Annotated in this window: 16 protein-coding genes and 1 tRNA gene; 15 read left to right on the top strand and 2 right to left on the bottom strand. The window is 56.9% G+C overall.

What is annotated here, in order from left to right:
- The first annotated feature begins 15 nt into the window (after positions 1-15).
- The 10 genes from ACOSDM_RS03075 (at position 16) to ACOSDM_RS03030 (ending at position 9,549) form a co-directional block, all read left to right on the top strand.
- Complete coding sequence (locus ACOSDM_RS03075) at positions 16-477, top strand: CoxG family protein (protein WP_420723009.1); 462 nt, start codon at positions 16-18, stop codon at positions 475-477.
- A 5-nt stretch (positions 478-482) separates the two neighbouring features.
- On the top strand, positions 483-1,355 hold the full coding sequence (locus tag ACOSDM_RS03070) for an FAD binding domain-containing protein (protein ID WP_420723008.1): 873 nt from the start codon (positions 483-485) through the stop codon (positions 1,353-1,355).
- Positions 1,352-1,822: a (2Fe-2S)-binding protein gene (locus ACOSDM_RS03065; RefSeq protein ID WP_420723007.1), complete on the top strand. Its 471-nt coding sequence runs from the start codon at positions 1,352-1,354 to the stop codon at positions 1,820-1,822. Before ACOSDM_RS03070 ends, ACOSDM_RS03065 begins: the two co-directional genes overlap by 4 nt.
- Positions 1,819-4,140 carry a xanthine dehydrogenase family protein molybdopterin-binding subunit gene (locus ACOSDM_RS03060; RefSeq protein WP_420723006.1) on the top strand — a complete coding sequence of 774 codons (2,322 nt, stop codon included), beginning with the start codon at positions 1,819-1,821 and terminating at the stop codon, positions 4,138-4,140. The genes ACOSDM_RS03065 and ACOSDM_RS03060 overlap by 4 nt, the downstream gene beginning before the upstream one ends.
- On the top strand, positions 4,130-4,960 hold the full coding sequence (locus tag ACOSDM_RS03055) for an alpha/beta hydrolase (RefSeq protein WP_420723005.1): 831 nt from the start codon (positions 4,130-4,132) through the stop codon (positions 4,958-4,960). Before ACOSDM_RS03060 ends, ACOSDM_RS03055 begins: the two co-directional genes overlap by 11 nt.
- Positions 4,961-5,029: 69 nt before the next feature.
- On the top strand, positions 5,030-6,196 hold the full coding sequence (locus ACOSDM_RS03050; RefSeq protein ID WP_420723004.1) for an amino acid ABC transporter substrate-binding protein: 1,167 nt from the start codon (positions 5,030-5,032) through the stop codon (positions 6,194-6,196).
- A 74-nt stretch (positions 6,197-6,270) separates the two neighbouring features.
- A complete protein-coding gene (locus ACOSDM_RS03045) occupies positions 6,271-7,158 on the top strand; it encodes a branched-chain amino acid ABC transporter permease (RefSeq protein ID WP_420723003.1) in 888 nt (295 codons plus the stop codon).
- A complete protein-coding gene (locus ACOSDM_RS03040; protein WP_420723002.1) occupies positions 7,155-8,096 on the top strand; it encodes a branched-chain amino acid ABC transporter permease in 942 nt (313 codons plus the stop codon). The genes ACOSDM_RS03045 and ACOSDM_RS03040 overlap by 4 nt, the downstream gene beginning before the upstream one ends.
- Entirely contained in the window at positions 8,093-8,839 is a 747-nt protein-coding gene (locus ACOSDM_RS03035; protein WP_420723001.1) for an ABC transporter ATP-binding protein, read from the top strand. Before ACOSDM_RS03040 ends, ACOSDM_RS03035 begins: the two co-directional genes overlap by 4 nt.
- Positions 8,836-9,549, top strand: coding sequence for an ABC transporter ATP-binding protein (locus ACOSDM_RS03030; protein WP_420723000.1), 714 nt, complete (start codon positions 8,836-8,838; stop codon positions 9,547-9,549). Before ACOSDM_RS03035 ends, ACOSDM_RS03030 begins: the two co-directional genes overlap by 4 nt.
- Before the next feature lie 55 nt (positions 9,550-9,604).
- Here the strand turns inward: ACOSDM_RS03030 and ACOSDM_RS03025 are convergent.
- Positions 9,605-9,679 (bottom strand) — tRNA-Gly (locus ACOSDM_RS03025).
- Between the two features lie 206 nt (positions 9,680-9,885).
- Here ACOSDM_RS03025 and ACOSDM_RS03020 point away from each other — a divergent pair.
- The 5 genes from ACOSDM_RS03020 (at position 9,886) to ACOSDM_RS03000 (ending at position 12,886) form a co-directional block, all read left to right on the top strand.
- A complete protein-coding gene (locus ACOSDM_RS03020) occupies positions 9,886-10,401 on the top strand; it encodes a prolyl-tRNA synthetase associated domain-containing protein (RefSeq protein ID WP_420722999.1) in 516 nt (171 codons plus the stop codon).
- Between the two features lie 92 nt (positions 10,402-10,493).
- Positions 10,494-11,417 carry a tetratricopeptide repeat protein gene (locus ACOSDM_RS03015; protein WP_420722998.1) on the top strand — a complete coding sequence of 308 codons (924 nt, stop codon included), beginning with the start codon at positions 10,494-10,496 and terminating at the stop codon, positions 11,415-11,417.
- Between the two features lie 118 nt (positions 11,418-11,535).
- Complete coding sequence (locus ACOSDM_RS03010) at positions 11,536-12,201, top strand: LON peptidase substrate-binding domain-containing protein (RefSeq protein WP_420722997.1); 666 nt, start codon at positions 11,536-11,538, stop codon at positions 12,199-12,201.
- A gap of 50 nt (positions 12,202-12,251) precedes the next feature.
- Entirely contained in the window at positions 12,252-12,479 is a 228-nt protein-coding gene (locus ACOSDM_RS03005) for a Trm112 family protein (protein ID WP_420722996.1), read from the top strand.
- A complete protein-coding gene (locus ACOSDM_RS03000) occupies positions 12,476-12,886 on the top strand; it encodes a gamma-butyrobetaine hydroxylase-like domain-containing protein (protein ID WP_420722995.1) in 411 nt (136 codons plus the stop codon). The genes ACOSDM_RS03005 and ACOSDM_RS03000 overlap by 4 nt, the downstream gene beginning before the upstream one ends.
- Here ACOSDM_RS03000 and ACOSDM_RS02995 read toward each other — a convergent pair.
- Entirely contained in the window at positions 12,870-13,514 is a 645-nt protein-coding gene (locus tag ACOSDM_RS02995; protein WP_420722994.1) for a glutathione S-transferase family protein, read from the bottom strand. The two genes, ACOSDM_RS03000 and ACOSDM_RS02995, sit on opposite strands and share 17 nt — an antisense overlap.
- Positions 13,515-13,735: the final 221 nt, after the last annotated feature.

Raw genomic sequence — 13,735 nt, 5'->3', positions numbered from 1 at the left:
CAAAAGGATCAGATAATGCAGATTGAACAATCTTTTACCGTCAATGCGCCGCGATCCAGGGTCTGGACTCTGATCCGCGATCCAGAGCAAATGATCACCTGTGTACCGGGCTGCGAATCCATCGAGGAAACCGGCCCGGACACCTACAAGGCAGCGGTCGTTGTATCGGTGGGGCCTATTAAGGCACGGTTCAGCATGACCATTAAGATAATTGAAGAAACCATAATGGAATATGTCCGGACCGAGTCAAAAGGGGAGGAAGGGTCCCGCGCCAGCGTCGTTCAGGCCATCAGCGATATGCGCCTGACCGACACGCCGGAGGGGGGAACAGAAATCCATTATTCTTCAACCGTTGAGATCAGTGGCAGATTGGGTCGATATGGGTCCGGCATGATGAAAAAAATCGCCACAAAATTGGCCGCGAAATTTGAAGACTCCTTCCGTGCCATGGCTGAAAAACAGGAAGAAGTGTGCTGACGTCTATGACGAAACAAGATTTTCATAAGCCAAAGACCGTAAAAGACGCCATAGCCTTGTTAAGGGAAGCTGGCGAAGATGCCCGCCCTATTTCAGGGGGCGCCACATTGGTCGCACTGATGAATGCAAGGCTGGTTCAACCATCACGGTTGGTCAGCCTTTCTGCTATTGAAGAACTGACACAATGCACGCATCAACCCGATGGGTCGGTTCGCATTGGCGCCATGCGCCGCCATCGCCAGACCGCCTTTGAAAGTGACCTGAAGGCGGCGCATCAGGTCGTATCCTGTGCGGCATCCCAAATCGCCAACCCGCCGGTGCGCAATATGGGCACAATTGGTGGATCCATTTCCTTTGCCGACCCGGCGGCGGATTATCCGCCATCCCTGGTCGCCGCAAATGCGGAAATTGAAATTGCCGGACCGGAAGGACGCCGCTGTATCCCGGCGGAGGAATTCTTTCTGGGCTGGTACGAAACCGCCCTGGAACCCGGCGAAATCGTCACCGCCGTCATCCTGCCCCCGGTGCCTGCAAGCTCGATCGGTCACTATGAAAAGCTGTGCCGTGTGGCCGGTGACTTTGCCCTGGCATCCGTCGCAGTGACGATTGATTTCGATGACAACAACACCGTCTCCAGCCTGCGCCTTGCCGTTGGGGGATGTGGCGGTGGCCCGGTTCGGGTTGAAGCCGCTGAAGACACCCTGATCGGCACCAAGCTGGAAACGGACGCAATCGCCGCCGCTGCGGAATTGTTGGTCGCGGAATTGGACCCGGTTGATGATGTTCGCGGCAGCGCTGAATACCGGCTGAAAGTTGTACCGCGCCTGTTACAGCGCGCCTTTAATAATCTTGTTGATATCCGGGAGCCCGCACAATGAGCCAACCCGTCACCCTGACCGTAAATGGAAAAGAAAATGAAGTGTCCTGTGGGGCGACGACCACCCTGTTGACCGTGCTGCGCGACACCCTGGCGCTGACCGGCAGCAAACGGGGTTGCAACCAGGGCGTCTGCGGCGCGTGTACTGTTCTGGTGGATGGCACCCCCGTGCGGGCCTGCCTGACCCTTGCAGCCAATACTGAGGGTCAGTCGATCACAACCATTGAAGGCTTACCAGACGGCGGTGACTTAAAGCCGATCCAACAGGCCATTATCGATTCTGATGCCGTCCAATGTGGCTTCTGCACGTCGGGAATGATCCTGACCGCCCATGAATTCCTGCAGCGCAACAGCAACCCATCGATTGATGATATCCGCACGGCGCTGTCTGGAAACATCTGCCGCTGCTCTGGTTATCGTAAAATTGTCGATGCTGTCGCCCTGGCGGCGTCCCGGGGAGGTGCATGATGGACGGTCTGGATTTTAACGGCGTCGGCAGCAGCCCCCATCGTCTGGAAATCATGGAAAAGGTAACCGGTGCGGCGGAATACATCGCTGATCTGTCGCGCCCGAACATGCTGCATGCGGCGATCACGCAAAGCACCGTCGCCCATGCGAAAATCCTGGGCTATGACCTAGAAGATGCGCTGTCAGTGCCAGGCGTTGTCTGCATCCTGACCGGGGAGGATTTCCCCGATGGGCGCATGGGGGCGTTCATCAAGGATGAGCACGCCATCGCCAAAGATAAAATCCGCTACTTTGGGGAACCTGTCGCCGTCGTTGCCGCCGAGACCGAGGCCATTGCCCGCGAAGCTGCAAAACGCGTCATTGTAAAATATGAAGAACTGCCTGCCATCCTGTCGCCCGAAGAAGGCCTGGCAGAGGGTGCTGCCATCATTCATGAAGAACTGGACGATTATATCAAGGTCTTTCCGGCGATCAGTTCCGGCAACATGGCATCCTATACAGAGTTAAACGAAGGAGATCTGGAAGCAGGCTTTGCGCAAGCGGATCTGATCGTTGAAGGCACCTATGACACAGCCCCGCAGGCGCATCTGGCAATCGAACCCTGCGGCGCGCTGGCGGATATCGACAAACAGGGACGTGTGACCCTGTGGTCGGCCAATCAATCCGTCTTCCGGGTACAGGCGAATGTCTGTGAAAGCCTGAAAATGCCCATGGGCAAGCTGCGCTGTCTGACACCGCGTGTTGGGGGTGGTTTTGGCAACAAGATGGAGCCCCACATCCAGCCGCTGGTCGTACAAATGTGCCAGGCGACAAAACGCCCCGTGAAAATGATCCTGAACCGAGAGGAAGATTTCGAATGCGTGCGCGCCCGCCATCCCTTCAAGGTGCGCTGCAAGACCGGCGTGAAGAAAGACGGGACCATTGTCGCGCGCGAAGTAGAAGTGTTGCTGGATTGTGGTGCCTTTGGGGACGATAGCCCCGGCGTGCTGGGCTACAGCCTGTTAATGTGCCTTGGCCCCTATCGCATTCCCAATTCCAAGGCGCATGGCAAGCTGGTTTATACCAACAAGCTGCGGTTTGGTGCTTTCCGTGGTTTTGGCAATCCACAGGTCGCCTTTGCAGGGGAAACTCAATTGGATCAGATCGCAGAAAAGCTGGGTATGGACCCGCTGGATCTGCGCCAGAAGAACCTGATTCAGCCAGGCGATCCTTGGTTCGGTGGCGGTAAAGTGGCCTCCAACGGGCTGCAGGAATGCGTGGATAAAGCCCGTGCGGCCTCTGATTGGGACAACCGCAAATCCCGCACCGCGCCCAAGGGCAAGCGTCGTGGCACCGGTGTAGCCCTGGCCGCCCATATCTCCGGCCTGCTGGGCACGGGGGCGATCATCCGCGTGTTTGAAGACGGCAGTGTCGCGCTGAACACAGGGGCAGTGGATATCGGTCAAGGGTCCGATACCGTGCTGAGCCAGATGTGCGCCGAAGCCCTGAAAATCCCGCTGGAAAAGGTCAGCCTGGCCAGCCCGGATACAGATGGCTCTCCCTACAACTGGGGCACCACGGCCAGTCGTGTCACCTATACCACCGGTCGCGCGGTTGTCGGCGCTGCGGCGGAAGTTGAAAAACAATTGAAGGAACATGCCGCACAGATGCTGGAATGTTCAGAAATGGACCTGGAACTGCGGCCCGGCGGCATTGTCGGAGTGTCCGGGTCAGACAAGGAAGTCTCCTTCCACCAGATATCCCTGCGTGCCCATTGGGCGGCGGGTGGACCGATTGTCGGTCATCACACCTGGGTCTTCAACCAGCCGACTGTCGATCCCAAGCGGGCTGTGTGCAGCGGCATTCCCTTCCCTCAGGTCGGTGTTTTCAGCTTTGGCTGTCTGATCGTTGATACCCTGACCGACGAGGCCAGCGGCAAGACAGAAGTGGTGGAAGCCTGGTCTGCAGTCGATGTTGGCAGGGCAATCAATCCGTCTTCTGTCGAAGGCCAGATCGTGGGTGGTTTCGTCCAGGGCATGGGCTTTGCCCTGACCGAAGAAATGGTCTGGGATGGTGCTAAATTGGCCAATCCGACATTGCTGGACTACAAAGTGCCGACCGCCCTGGATACGCCCTATGACATCCATTCGATCATTGTAGAGGCTGCCGAACCGGACGGGCCTTTCGGTGCCAAAGGGGCGGGCGAAATCGGTCTTGTCCCCGTCCCCGCCGCCATTGCCAATGCGATTGCCGATGCCATTGGCGGCCATGTGCACAGCCTGCCCATGAAACCGGAAAAAGTTCTGAACAAGATGTTGGAAATCGAAGATGCGACCTGAAGACTATCCACCGCAGGAGCCGTTCAGCGAATTGGGCGCGCGCCATCAAAAGGAAATCTCATCCCGTATCGCTGATATCGAGGGCGAAAACTTCATCATTGGTGAAAACCCCTATCAGTCCGTTGTTGTCTATCCGGCGGACCAGCCCTCAGGCGTGGTTATCGGCCTGATGCATGGTGGCGGATGGACCAATGGCTATAAGGAATGGATGGCCCTGATGGCACCGGGCCTGAACGCACGGGGTGTTACGGTGGTATCCATCGGCTATCGCCTGGCCCCGCACCATGTCTATCCCGCCTGTTTCGATGATTGCGCGGATGCTGTCGCGTGGATGTACAAGTCCATTGCAAAATGGGGTGGCGATCCGGACCGAATTTATGTCTGTGGACATTCTGCCGGGGGCCATCTGGCCGCCCTCCTGGCGCTGAAGACCGATTGGCAAAGCAAGCGCGACCTGCCCGCCACAGTCATCAAAGGGGCCTTACCAATATCTGGCACATTCCAGTTCGGTCCGGAATCGGGCCTGTCGATGCGCCCCAGATTTCTGGGCGATCCAGTCGGTAATGCTGAGGTGGATGCCTCCCCGCAAACGCATTTGCGCGCGGATGCACCCCCTTTTCATGTGTCGTACGGCACGAAGGATTTTCCACATCTGATCAAACAATCTGAAAAGTTTGCAGCGGATTTGGGAAATTTGGGCGTCACGGTGGAAACCTTGGCGCTGAATGAATGCGATCATCTGGGCGCAAGTTATGCGGCCGGGGAACAAGACGGACAATGGGTCAAGTCCGCGGTGAAATTTATGAATTCGGGGACGTAACAGGTGCATGGCGGATATTCCGCAGGCCTGCAAATCTAAGCCAAATGGCTTAAAATGGGAGAAGAAGGAATGTTAAAAAAGATTGCACAGGGACTGGCATTGGCAGCCGCGCTGTCGCTGCCGACCGCAGCACAGGCTGCTGATACACTGAAAATTGGCTATTCCATCGCCAAAACCGGACTGTTCTCACAAGCTGCGCCGTCACAGGTCAATGCCTATGACCTGTGGGCGGAACAGGTGAATGCTGCCGGTGGGTTGAATGTCGCCGGGGTGAAGCATCCAATTGAACTGGTCTGGTATGACGATGAATCCGACCCGGTCAAATCCGCACAGATTTACGAACGCCTGATCAGCGACGACAAGGTCGATCTGCTTCTGGCGCCCTGGGGCACCCCCCATCACCTGAACATCGCGGGTGTTTTGGAACAGCATGGCTTCCCTATGGTTGGCAACACTGCAGGCTCCGTCGCCATCCGGGAAGTTGAGCCCGGCAATATCTGGTTCCCAACCGCTGTGCTGCCCGACCGGATCGGCCCTGCGTTGGTTGATATGCTGGCGGCAAATGGCGTGAAATCTGTTTCGATCATCGCCAACGTCCTGCCCTTCAGCCAGGAAAACCTGCAATTCCTGGTCCCGGCCCTGGAAGCGGCGAATATCGAAATCAAAATGAATGAAAGCTATCCGCCGGATATCAAGGACATGACCCCCCTGCTGACGCAGATGAAATCCGCCAATGCCGATGCGGTGATCGCCCTGACCTATCCGTCCGATGCCTTCCTGTATACCGGTCAGGCAAAGGAATTGGGGATTACCACACCCTATCAGTTCCTACTGATCGGCCCGACGATTGCTGCCTATAAGGATGCTTTTGGTCCGGTTGCAGACGGGATCATCACCCTGGGCCATTGGTCACCTAAGCAAAAGGACTGGCCACGGGCACAGCCTTTCTTCGACGCCTATGTTGCAAAATATAACAGCGCACCGGATTACCTGGACTCCGCGCTGGCCTACATGTCCTGTGAAATTCTGCAACAGGCAGTGGCGAAGGCAGGACTGGACCACGACAAACTGCGTGAAGTCATTTCCAATGACACATTCGATACCATCAATGGTCCGGTGAAGTTCAAAGGCGTGGAAAACATCATCACCCCCAGCGCCTTCCTGCAGATCCAGAAGGGCGATATGGAACTTGTCTGGCCGAAATCGATTGCTACAGCCGATCTGATCAAACGCTAAGACCAGCGCGTTAAATCCCCAACGGCACATTTGTGTCGTTGGGGTCGTGCTGTTGCTTCATAGAAAGCCCCTCGATGGAGAGTCTTCTTTCAGGACAATTATTATTCGCCGCGCTTGTTCTGGGCGGGCTTTATGCGTTGATCGCCCTGGGCTTGAATCTGGTCTATGGGACGATGCGCCTTTTGAACATTGCCCATGGCGATTTGCTGATGATTGGCGGCTATGGTGCGTTCTGGTGTTTCACGCTGACCGGCATGTCCCCCCTGTTGGGCCTGCCCGTCATTGCGGCGATCACCGCCGGTCTGGGCATTGCCCTGTATTACCTGCTGTTTCGCGGCCAATTATCCTCAGGCAAGCCGATCCCACAAATTGAGGCAAACTCCCTGCTGTTGTTTTTTGGTGTTTCTGTCGTCACCCAGAATGTGATCGCGCTGGCCTTCAGCGCGACCCCCCGGGCCTATCGCTATCTGGACGATGTCTATCAATTCGGACAGGTTGCCATGACCGGTAATCGTATCGCGGCCCTGGCGATTTCTCTGACCTGTCTGGTTGCCATCATTCTGGTTCTGAACCGCACCATGTTTGGCATGTCGATCAAGGCCCTGATCCAGAACCGGGACGCCGCACGCATTGTCGGCATTAATGTGGAACGTGTGCAACTGACCAGCATCGCGCTTGGCTTTGGCGTGGCTGGCATCGCTGGTGGCCTGGTCAGCATGGCCGAACAGATCTCCCCCTTCATGGGATTCCCCTTCACCATTGCCAGTTTTGTGGTGATCATCATGGGGGGCCTGGGCAATGTGTTTGGCGGCATTATTGCAGGATTCCTGCTGGCCTTTATTGAGATTTATGCCGTTGCCCTGACTTCCGCCAATATGCGATCGATCCTTTTATACGGGATCTTCGTGGCTGTCTTGATCCTGCGCCCCCAAGGCCTTTTGGGGAAAGCCCGCCAGTCATGACCATTCCCTTTATCAGGACCAACAGCTCGCTTCCTGCTGTAAGCGCCACGCTGATCGGCGCCGCCCTGATTGTCGGCCTGGGGGTCACGATGGGGTCCTATTGGACAGTCGTTGCCCTGAACCTGTTCATGTGGATCGCGTTGACGCAAAGCTGGAGCCTGTTCAGCGGCATGACCGGCTATATCTCTCTGGGTCATGTGGTCGCCTACGGCATTGGCGCCTATCTGGTGGCAGTCACCTTTAAGATGATCCCCCTGTGGCTTTCCATCCCCCTTGGTGGATTGGCCGCCGGGTTGTTTGCCCTGATTGTCGCCATCCCTGTCCTGCGGGTGCGCGGACCCTATTTCGTGATCCTGACATTCGGCCTGGCGGAACTCGTAAAATATATCCTGCTCTACACAGAAACCACCTTCGGCAAATCCAGCCGCCTGCTGTTCGGGGCCCCGAAGACCGAAGTCCTGTTATACTGGGTCGCAGCCCTGGCCGTCATCGCCACATTGATCACCTATTTCGTCGGCCGTTCCCGCTTTGGGAAGGGACTGGCGGCGGTACGTGAAGATGAGACGGCGGCAGAAACCATTGGCGTCCCCGTCACCCGGTTGAAAGTGCTGGCCTTTGCGGCATCGGCCGTCATTCCCGGCATGATCGGTGGATTGATGGCGATGCGATCTACCTATTTCGATGTGCTGCAGGTCTTTAATCCAACCATCTCCTTCTCCATTGTGACCATGGCGATCATAGGCGGGGCGGGTGATGCGCGCGGCCCCATCCTGGGGGCGTTGTTCATGCTGGGACTGGCGGAACTCCTGTGGAGCACCGCGCCACAGCTTTATTTCATCCTGCTGGGCCTGTTCCTGATCGGCTTTGTCCTGTTCGCGCCCAACGGTCTGATCGGCTTGATCAAGCGGCGCAAACAGCAAAAGGGCGCTGTGTCATGAGCCTGTTGTCCATTAAATCACTCAGCAAGAATTTCGGCGGGTTGCAGGCCTTGAACCAAATCACCCTGGATGTGGCGGAAGGCAGCGTCCATGGCCTGATGGGCGCGAATGGGGCGGGCAAGACGACCCTGTTCAGCATCATCGCAGGCAATCAGCGGGCGACAACGGGCACCATTCTGTTTGCCGGACAGCCCATCAACGGACTGCGCCCGGATCAGGTCTGTAAGCGGGGGATTTCCCGAACCTTTCAGATCGTGCGCCCCTTTGCCGGTCTGACCGTGCGCGAAAATGTCGAAATCGCCATTCTATATGGCCGCCAGGCGCCCCCAAAAGTGTCTGAAGCTGCGGCCCTGGCCCAGGACATCCTGGCCGATATCGGCCTGGATGCCCTATCGGACCTGCCGGCCGGATCGCTGACCCTGTCCGGGCGTAAACGGTTGGAGGTCGCCCGCGCCCTGGGCACAGAACCGCGCCTGTTGATGCTGGATGAGGTCATGGCGGGACTGACGCCGGTGGAAGTCACCGACATGATCGCCAGCCTGCGCCGGGTCAAGGATAATCACGGCCTGACCATCCTGATCATCGAACATGTGATGAGCGCCCTGACCGATATGTCAGATACCATCACGGTCCTGCATCATGGCGAAAAAATCGCCCAGGGCACGCCACAGCAGATTGCGGATAATGCCGCGGTCCAGGAAGCCTATTTCGGCATAGCAGAACCCCTGGAGGCACCGGCATGACCCCATCCCTTCTGGTCACCGATCTGACGGCCGGCTATGGCGAGGTGCAGGTCCTGAAGGGTGTCTCCCTGACGGCCAGGTCTCAAGGGGTCACAGCGGTCATCGGCTCCAACGGGGCGGGCAAGAGCACCCTGATGCGCCGTCTGGCCGGTCTGCTGCCCCCCACAGGCGGACAGATTGAATTTGAAGGTCAGGATATCAGCACCCTGGCCAGCCACGATCTGGTGGCCCGTGGCGTCGTCCTGGTGCCGGAAGGCCGATTGATCTTCTCTGACATGACGGTTTTGGAGAATCTGACCATCGGCGCGGTCAATCCCCGCGCCAGGGCGGACCGGGACAATACGCTGGAAACCGTCTTCGACTTCTTCCCCCGCCTGAAAGAACGCCGCAGCCAGTTGGGCGGCACCCTGTCTGGCGGCGAACAGCAGATGCTGGCCCTGGGCCGGGGCCTGATGGCCAATCCAAAACTGCTGCTGCTGGACGAACCCACATTGGGCCTGGCCCCTGGCATCGCCAAACAGATCTTCCAGATCATCCCCGGCCTGGTCAAACTGGGCCTCAGCGTCATCCTGGCCGAACAGGACGTCCACAAGACACTGGCCATCGCCGATTATGTCTATGTCCTGGAAAACGGCACCATCGGCGCAGAAGGCCTAAGCCGCGACCTGCAAAACGACCAACGCATCAAGGATGCGTATCTGGGTGCATAAAGCGCAAAATATCCTGCGAACCGCAGCATACCTATCACAATTTGGGAAGAAAAACTGGAGCGGGCGAAGGGATTCGAACCCTCGACCCCAACCTTGGCAAGGTTGTGCTCTACCCCTGAGCTACGCCCGCTCCGAAGACCGTCCGCCGTCACTGGCGGGGTGGTCACGCCTTATCTCTAAGGCAGCGGTCGTATATACCCTTAGTCCCTTTCCTGGCAAGCCCGATTTCGTCAAAAATTTATCATATCTTGGAACACGCCGCTCTCTGCGGGTTTTCTAACGCTTGCGAATGGGTTAGCACAGCGCAACACTTGCACAGCGGGAGAGAGAATTGCCATGCCGAAACAGGATCACGACCTTTTTGCGCGACTCGATGACCTGGGAATCGCCCATGAGACCATCGAACATCCCGCCGTCTTTACCGTTGAGGAAAGCCAAAAGCTGCGCGGGCGGTTGACCGGTGCGCATATTAAGAACCTGTTCCTGCGCGACCGCAAAAAGCGCCTGTTCCTGTGCAGCGTGCTGGAAGACCGGGAGGTCGACCTGAAGGCCCTGCGCAAGCGGTTGGGGGCAAAGGATTCGCTGAGCTTCGGATCACCGGAGACATTGATGGAGGTGCTGGGCGTCCTTCCAGGCTCTGTGACGCCGCTGGCGGTAATCAATGATACAGACCGCCAGGTCACTGTCGTCCTGGATGAGGGAATATTCGCCCAGCCCGTCGTGAACTGTCACCCGCTGCGCAACACCGCGACCACCACAGTGGCGGTCGGTGATCTGCTGCGTTTTCTGGAGGCAGAAGGGTATCAGCCGGAGCGCATTGATTTTGGACAGGCGCTGTTTCCTGACAGCTAAGGACTTGAGGGAGACGGGCGGAACGCCTAAGTGATGGGACATCAATACGGCGAGCCGCCGAGCTACAACGAGACAATTGGAGTGATGCGTCTATGGAACCCTTAATTGGACAAGCTGATGCCCAAGCGGGCGCTGCTGCGATCATTGATGGCAGCGATGCGACCTTTCGCCAGGACGTGATGGAGCCCAGCCAGACGACCCCGGTTATAGTCGATTTCTGGGCCCCCTGGTGCGGCCCGTGCAAGCAATTGGGCCCAGCCCTGGAAAAGGCGGTCACGGCCGCTGGTGGCAAGGTCAGGCTGGTTAAAATCAATATTGATGAGAGCCCCATGATTGCCCAGCAATTGCAGGTTCAATCCATCCCTGCCGTATTTGGATTCGTCGGTGGGCGTCCGGTGGATGGCTTTGCCGGTGCACAGCCAGAAAGCGCTATCCGCGATTTCATTGCCCGCCTGTTAAAGGCAGCAGGCAATGATGACAGCCAGGATCCGATTGAGGCCGCACTGGAACAAGCGGATGCAGCCATTGAAGCCGGCGATTTCGCCATGGCTGCTGGCATCTTCGGACAGGTTCTGGAACACGACCCGGAAAATTTCAAAGTCGCGGCCAAGTTGGCACAGGCCTATATCAAATTGGGAGAGGTCGAGGCCGCCAAGGCCATTCTGGCGGAAATCCCTGTCGCAAAATCTCAAGACCCGGACGTCCTGTCAGCGCATGCTGCCTTGGAATTGGCAGATAAGGCAGCAGAGGCCCATAGCCAGTTGGCAGACCTGGAGGCCAAACTGGCCGCAGACCCGAAGGATCATCAGGCAAGACTGGATCTGGCGGAGGCACAAGCAGCCGTTGGACAGTCAGAAGAGGCCGTTGATAACCTTTTACACATTATTCAGGTCAACAAGGACTGGAATGATGGCGCGGCCCGCCTACAGTTACTGAAAGTATTTGAGGCGCTGGGACCGATGGACCCTGTCGTGCAATCTGGACGCCGTCGCCTGTCGTCATTATTGTTCAGCTGACACCATTGTATAGCTGACAACGACAGACACCAGCGCCTGAAGGCCGAAACAGGGCGGCAGAGACCAGTCCTGAGCGCGGGCCAGTATGCGAGGTGACTGAAACGATGTGTGGTCAAGTATGAGCCATTTTGATGTTAGTTTCGAAGATCTGCCAGCCAGTGTGCCGATTTTTCCCCTAACCGGGGTTTTGTTGCTGCCGCGCGGTATGCTGCCACTGAATATCTTTGAACCTCGCTATCTGAACATGGTCAAGGATGCGCTAGCTGGGGATCGGTTGATCGCGATGGCGCAACCCTGCCAGAAATCTGCCGCAGTTAAATGCGATCCCCCGGTATATCCGATATGCTGTGCCGGGCGGATTACGGCATTTGAAGAAACAGACGATGGGCGCATCCTGATCTCCCTGAAAGGTCTCAGTCGTTTCCGGATATCTGAAGAACTGGCGACCACACGCGGTTATCGGCGTGTGATGGCAGATTGGCAGGACTTTGAAGCCGATCTTCAGGAAGATGCGGGGGACGGCGTTGATCGTGACGCCTTGTTTAAAAGCCTGAAGGCCTATTTCACCGCCCAGGGCATTCAGGCCAGCTGGGATGCCTTATGCGGAACCCCTAATGAGCGTTTGATAAATTCTCTGGCGATGATCTGCCCTTTTGCGCCCCCGGAAAAACAGGCCCTGTTGGAGGCGACCAGCCTGGCCGACCGCGCCAGGGTCCTGACCACGCTGGTCGAGATGGCCGTGCTTGACACAGGCGGGGATGGCAGCGAGAAATCTAAGCAATAGTCTGATGCATGGGAACGGCAGCGATGCCGCAATAAGAGGAAATGGACGCGATGGCTGGCGATACGAACAAGGATGTTCCTGGGGGACCCCAGGCTAAAACGCCCGGCATTGACAGGAACCTGTTGGAGTTTCTGGTCTGTCCCGTCACCCGCGGCACCCTGCGCTATGACGCCGCCGCGCAAGAGTTGATCAGCGATACGGCGGGGCTTGCCTATCCAATCCGCGACGGCATCCCGATCATGCTGCCCGAAGAAGCGCGGGAGATTAAGGCTAAATGACCGCCGGTTCCGATAATGGGTCCGACGCAACTGCACAGGATCGCTTTTCCACCAAGGCCTGGCCGACAGAGGTCAAACACATCAAGGCGGAAAAGCGACTGGAAGTACAATTCGACGATGGGGTGCGGTTTTCCTATCCCGCAGAATATCTGCGGGTCGAAAGCCCCTCTGCCGAGGTGCAGGGCCATTCTGCCAGCCAGAAGCAACTGGTCCCCGGTCGCCGCCATGTCGGCATCATGAAGCTTGAGCCCGTCGGCAACTATGCCATGCGCATCCTGTTTGATGACATGCACGATACGGGCCTCTATAGCTGGCAATATCTGTATGAACTGGGCGTCGAATACGATGAACGCTGGCAGTCCTATCTGAACGCCCTGGATTCAAAAGGCCTCAGTCGGGATCCGTGAACAGGGGAACCGTCTCCATAACCGCCGGTCGCGCCGCCATATCCTGACGCCAGTGTTCCAAGCCGGGATATTGGCGGATCATTTCCGCCCCTTCGGGTACCATCGCCAGATAAGCCAGCATTGGATATAAATGGATATCTGCCAGGGTTATCGCGGATCCCAGCATCCAGGGGCCATCCCTCTTCAATGCGGCGATAACATGCAGAATGGCAGGGGCAGTCTTAAGCCCCGCCGCCAGGGCGTCCGGATCCACCCTTTCCCCGAACTGTGGCGCAAAAACCCCCTGTGCAAAGACCTGACGCACAAAAGGCCAATAGGCATAGCTGTCAATGATTGAGAGGATCTGAGACTGCCTGGCGCGATCAACGGGGGTGGACGGTTGCAGGTCGGGGCCAGCGAATGCCTCATCCACATAACGGGTGATGGCGACAGTCTCATACAGGCTGAAATCTGCATGCTGCAGCACAGGCACACGCTTGAACGGACTTAGCGTCAGGAATTGATCTGGCAGGTCTGCCGCAAAGGGATCTGTTTCAACCCACTCATACACAATCCCTTTTTCCACCAAGGCTAGCTTGGCAATCCAAGAGTAAACACTGTAACGATAACCAATCAGGGAAAGAATCATCCTGTCTGTCCGTTCAATCTAAAAACCCCAAAAAATGTTGAACTCAAACAACACCTTATACCATCACAACCGTTAGCAGTTAACGGCACACGAAACATCAACTGTACCAACAAAAAATTGCATAACCGACAAAAGATTCAAGCGACTCATAAAGCTTTTGTTAATCAAAATCCTATAGTAAATAGCGCGATGATGCATCATCAGAGGGTGGGAACCTGAAA

This window comes from Hwanghaeella sp. LZ110 (assembly GCF_048892525.1).
In the GTDB taxonomy this organism is placed as follows: Bacteria; Pseudomonadota; Alphaproteobacteria; order UBA8366; family Aestuariispiraceae; genus Pacificispira.
The sequence above is the reverse complement of the archived record's forward strand: the minus strand, read 5'-3'. Positions and strand labels throughout refer to the sequence as shown.